The sequence below is a fragment of the Rhodoferax sp. genome (assembly GCF_023701345.1).
Taxonomy (GTDB): Bacteria; Pseudomonadota; Gammaproteobacteria; order Burkholderiales; family Burkholderiaceae_C; genus Rhodoferax.
In genome coordinates, this window is sequence record NZ_JAMPXE010000177.1 from 1 (window position 1) to 5,180 (window position 5,180).

The window sequence follows — 5,180 nt, forward strand, 5'->3', positions numbered from 1 at the left end:
AACTTTGGTATAGCCAATCCGTTTGGTTCGGGGCGCGTCTCTCTGGAACGCGCCCTTTTTTCTGTTGCTCAATCACTCTTTACATCGGTTTCCTGGATGCATCACATCAGAAATTTCTCCATCATTGCCCACATTGACCATGGCAAGTCCACGCTGGCCGACCGCCTGATCCAGCGTTGTGGTGGCTTGCAGGAGCGCGAAATGGAAGCCCAGGTGCTCGATTCGATGGACATCGAAAAAGAGCGCGGCATCACCATCAAGGCGCAAACTGCGGCGCTGCATTACAAGGCGCTCGATGGTCAGGTCTACAACCTCAATCTGATCGACACCCCCGGCCACGTTGACTTTTCCTACGAGGTCAGCCGTTCCCTGTCGGCCTGTGAAGGGGCCTTGCTGGTGGTCGATGCCAGCCAGGGTGTCGAAGCGCAAACCGTGGCCAACTGCTACACCGCGCTCGATCTGGGTGTGGAAGTGGTGCCGGTGTTGAACAAGATGGACCTGCCCAACGCCGACCCCGACAACGCCCGCTCTGAAATTGAGGACGTGATTGGCATTGACGCCTCCAACGCGATTGCCTGCTCGGCCAAAAGCGGCATGGGCATCGACGACATTCTGGAAGCCGTGGTGGCCCGCATCCCGGCGCCCAAAGGTAACCCCAACGGCCCCCTGCGCGCCATGATCATCGACAGCTGGTTTGACTCCTATGTCGGCGTGGTGATGCTGGTGCGCGTGGTCGATGGCCGTCTGGCCAAGGGTGAGCGCATCAAGATGATGGCGACCGGCACCACCTACAACGCCGACAGCCTGGGTGTCTTCACCCCGGCCAACGAACCGCGCAATGTCCTTGAAGCGGGCGAGGTGGGCTACATCATTGCCGGCATTCGCGAGCTGCAGGCCGCCAAAGTGGGCGACACCATCACGCTGATTCGGCCGGGCAGTGGCGGCGCGGCAGCCACCGCCACCGAGGCTTTGCCGGGCTTCAAGGAAATCCAGCCGCAGGTGTTTGCTGGTCTGTACCCGACCGAGGCCAACCAATACGAGGGCCTGCGCGACAGTCTGGAAAAGCTCAAACTCAATGACGCCTCGCTGCACTACGAGCCCGAAGTCTCGCAAGCGCTGGGTTTTGGCTTCCGGTGCGGCTTTTTGGGCCTGCTGCACATGGAAATTGTGCAGGAGCGGCTGGAGCGCGAGTTTGACCAGGACCTGATCACCACAGCCCCCAGCGTGGTCTACCAGGTGGTTTCCGTCGACGGCGAAGTCAAGATGGTGGAAAACCCGTCCAAAATGCCCGATCAGGGCCGTCTCGACGAGATCCGCGAACCCATCGTCACGGTGCACCTGTACATGCCGCAGGAGTATGTCGGGCCGGTCATGACCCTGTGCAACCAGAAGCGCGGCGTGCAGCTCAACATGGCTTACAAGGGTCGTCAGGTTGTCCTCACCTACGACATGCCGCTGGGCGAAATCGTGATGGATTTCTTTGACAAGCTCAAAAGCGTCTCGCGCGGCTATGCCTCGATGGACTACGAGTTCAAGGAATACCGGCCCGCCGACGTGGTCAAGGTCGACATTTTGCTCAACGGTGAAAAGGTCGATGCGCTGTCGATCATCGTGCACCGTTCCCAGTCGCAGTACCGCGGCCGCGCGGTGGTGGCCAAGATGCGTGAAGTGATTTCGCGCCAGATGTATGACGTGGCGATCCAGGCCGCCATTGGCGCCAACATCATTGCGCGGGAAACCATCAAGGCGCTGCGCAAGAACGTGATCGCCAAGTGTTATGGCGGCGACATTTCACGCAAGCGCAAGCTGCTGGAAAAGCAAAAAGAAGGCAAGAAACGCATGAAGCAAATTGGTTCGGTCGAAGTGCCGCAAGAAGCCTTCCTGGCTATTTTGAAGGTGGACGCATGATGCAGGCGATCACTGCCGTGATTCTGGCCGCTTTTGCCGGCTATGTGGGTGCCTGGTATTTCGGGGCACTCGAAGGCAACTTCGCCCTGCTCCTGTTCCTGGCCACCGTGGTCACTGGCATCTACTGGCTGGCCGAGCGGTTTTACTTTTTGCCGAACCGCCAGAAAGCGGCTGCCGCGCTGGAGGCGCAAGCCCTCGCACGCCATGCCGAACTCAGCAAAATGGGCATCAGCAAGGTCGATGGTGACGTGGCTGAGGGCAAGCAACGCATCCTGGCGCAACCCTGGTGGCTGGACTGGACGGCCGGGCTGTTCCCGGTGATCATCGGGGTTTTCATCCTGCGCTCGTTCCTGTTTGAGCCCTTCAAGATTCCGTCGGGTTCGATGATTCCGACGCTGTGGGTGGGCGACCTGATTCTGGTCAACAAGTTTTATTACGGGCTGCGCCTGCCGGTGCTCAACACCAGGATCACCGAGGGCACGCCGCCACAGCGCGGTGACGTCATGGTGTTTCGCTACCCGCCCAAGCCCAGCCTGGACTACATCAAGCGCGTGGTCGGCGTGCCCGGCGATGAAGTGGCCTACCTCAACAAGCGCCTGAGCATCAATGGCAAGCCGTTGCCCACCAACGCGCTGCCGGAGTTTTTTGACGAAGACGCCATGCGTTACTTTCCGCAGTTTGAAGAAACCCTGGGCGCTAAGCCGCATCGTTTGCTCAACGACCCGGCGCGGCCCGCGTTCATTCCGGGTGCGGATGAATTTGAATTCAAAAACAATTGCCGCTACAGTATTGAAGGTGTGGTGTGCAAAGTGCCCGAGGGGCATTACTTCATGATGGGCGATAACCGCGACAATTCCCTGGACTCGCGTTACTGGGGTTTTGTGCCAGACAAGAACATTGTGGGCAAGGCCTTTTTTGTCTGGATGAATTTTGGCAACCTCAAGCGCATCGGCTCTTTCAATTGACCTGGAGACTGACATGACTTCTTCTTTCAAATCCGGCCAGCGTGGCATCACCATGATCGGCATTCTTTTTGTCGGCGTGGTGCTGGCGGGAGCCGGTGTGCTGACCGCCCAGGTCGTGCCCACCGCGATGGAATACCAGACCATTCTGAAAGCCGTGAACAAAGCCAAAGAGGGCAATACCGTGCCCGAAGTGCGCATGATCTTTGACAAGACCGCGAGCATCGATGACATCAAGTCAATCAAAGGCAAAGACCTGGAAATCACCAAAGAAAATGACAAGGTGGTGGTCAGCTTTTCCTATGAACGCGAAATCCACCTGACTGGCCCGGCTTTTCTGACCCTCAAGTACAGCGGAAAATCGAATTGAAACAACAGGTGATGGTTTGAATCCAGGGCTGGTCACGCTGCAACAGCGTTTGCAGCATCAGTTTGCGGATCCTGGCTTATTGAAGCGGGCGCTCACGCACCGCAGCTTTTCATCGGATCACAACGAGCGCCTGGAGTTTTTGGGCGACTCGGTACTGGGCGTGGTGGTGGCCGACATGCTGTACCGGCGTTTGCAAAACCTGCCCGAAGGTGATTTGTCCAGGGTGCGGGCCAATCTGGTCAAGCAGGACACACTGCACCAACTGGCCGTGTCGCTGGGCTTGTCCGAAGTGATTTTGCTGGGCGAGGGCGAGATGCGCTCGGGCGGCCAGAAGCGGCCTTCCATTCTGGCCGATGCCTTGGAGGCCGTGATTGGCGCGGTCTATCTGGATGCCAATTTTGCCGCCGCGCAAGCGCTGGTGCAGCGGCTCTACCAGGCGGTGCAAATCAACCCCGAGATGGAAGCCATTGGCAAAGACCCCAAAACCGAATTGCAAGAGTGGCTGCAAGGGCGCCGCATGAAACTGCCCAGTTACCGGGTGGTGGCGACGCTGGGCGCTGCGCACAAGCAGAGCTTTGATGTGGAATGCGAAATTCCTGAACTCAACCGTGCCGAGCGTGGCATCGGCGGTTCGCGTCGTGCTGCCGAACAGGCGGCCGCGACGGCGATGTTGCAAATTTTGAAAGCGACGGTGATCTGATGAATACCCCCAAGAAAACAGCTGCCGAAGCTCCTGCGGTTGAGGTGCAGGACAACCTGGAAGACTTGTTGGCCGGCATGCGCCGCGACATGCGCCCCGCCGGTGCCACCGAGGCGCCGGTTGCGGGTCAGCGCTGCGGCCTGATTGCCATCGTGGGCAAACCCAATGTCGGCAAATCCACCCTGCTTAATGCGCTGGTGGGGCAAAAAATCAGCATCACCTCACGCAAGGCGCAAACCACGCGCCACCGCATCACCGGCATGCACACCCAGGGCGCGACCCAGTTTGTCTTTGTCGATACCCCTGGTTTCCAGACCCTGCATGGCAATGCGCTGAACAAGTCGCTCAACAAAACCGTGGTGGGTGCGGTGGCCGATGTCGACCTGATTTTGTTTGTGGTGGAAGCCGGCAGTTTCACCCCGGCCGATGCGCGCGTGTTGGCGCTGCTCGACAAGAAAATTCCCACGCTGTTGATTGCCAACAAGCTCGACAACGTGCACCGCCGTGGTGACATTGCGCCCTGGCTGCAAACCATGCAGGAAAAACACGCTTTTGCCGAGTTTGTGCCGATGTCGGCCAAAAGCGCCAAGGATGTCGAGCGCCTGCTGGGCATTTGCGAAAAATTCCTGCCTGAGCAAGCCTGGTGGTACGCCGCCGATGAACTCACCGACCGCAGCGAACGCTTCATGGCAGCCGAGATGGTGCGCGAAAAGCTGTTTCGACTGACCGGCGACGAGCTGCCCTACACCTCGACTGTCATCATCGACAAGTTTGAAGAAGAGCCGCCCCAGAAAAAAGGCCAGAAACGCCTGCTGCGCATCGCCGCCACCATCGTGGTCGAGCGCGACGGTCACAAGGCGATGGTAATCGGCGACAAGGGCGAGCGCATCAAGCGCATCGGCATGGAGACCCGCGTCGAGCTTGAAAAGCTGTTCGATTGCAAGGTCTTCATCGAGATGTGGGTCAAGGTGCGCTCGGGCTGGGCGGATGACGAAGCGCGCGTGCGCTCATTTGGCTACGAGTAAGCGCTGAGCTGACGCTTTCACCATTCTCAGGTTTTGGGGTGGCAGGGGACGGGTTGGGGCGGCAGCCTCATACTGTCAAAGGCCCAGAAATCGGCCGCCACCCCAACCCATCCCCTGCTGGCGAGCGCTGGTTGAAATCGAACTGGGGGAGATCAGAAAATACAAATTCAAGCGGCAGCGCGGGTGACTCTGTTGCAGCGTTATGCACAGCTCCC

The 5,180-nt window shown here is 58.8% G+C and carries 5 protein-coding genes; all 5 read left to right on the forward strand.

The features are described 5' to 3' along the window. The first annotated feature begins 96 nt into the window (after nt 1-96). The gene (gene lepA / locus NDI87_RS16345; protein ID WP_296276592.1) at nt 97-1,908 is read left to right on the forward strand and encodes a translation elongation factor 4; all 1,812 of its coding nucleotides are present in this window, start codon (nt 97-99) and stop codon (nt 1,906-1,908) included. Then, a complete protein-coding gene (gene lepB, locus NDI87_RS16350) occupies nt 1,908-2,873 on the forward strand; it encodes a signal peptidase I (RefSeq protein WP_296276594.1) in 966 nt (321 codons plus the stop codon). Before lepA ends, lepB begins: the two co-directional genes overlap by 1 nt. A 13-nt stretch (nt 2,874-2,886) precedes the next feature. Next, a complete protein-coding gene (locus tag NDI87_RS16355) occupies nt 2,887-3,240 on the forward strand; it encodes a DUF4845 domain-containing protein (RefSeq protein ID WP_296276595.1) in 354 nt (117 codons plus the stop codon). A 16-nt stretch (nt 3,241-3,256) separates the two neighbouring features. Then, entirely contained in the window at nt 3,257-3,940 is a 684-nt protein-coding gene (gene rnc / locus NDI87_RS16360; RefSeq protein ID WP_296276597.1) for a ribonuclease III, read from the forward strand. Between the two features lie 77 nt (nt 3,941-4,017). Continuing rightward, on the forward strand, nt 4,018-4,965 hold the full coding sequence (era, locus tag NDI87_RS16365) for a GTPase Era (RefSeq protein WP_296276599.1): 948 nt from the start codon (nt 4,018-4,020) through the stop codon (nt 4,963-4,965). Nucleotides 4,966-5,180: the final 215 nt, after the last annotated feature.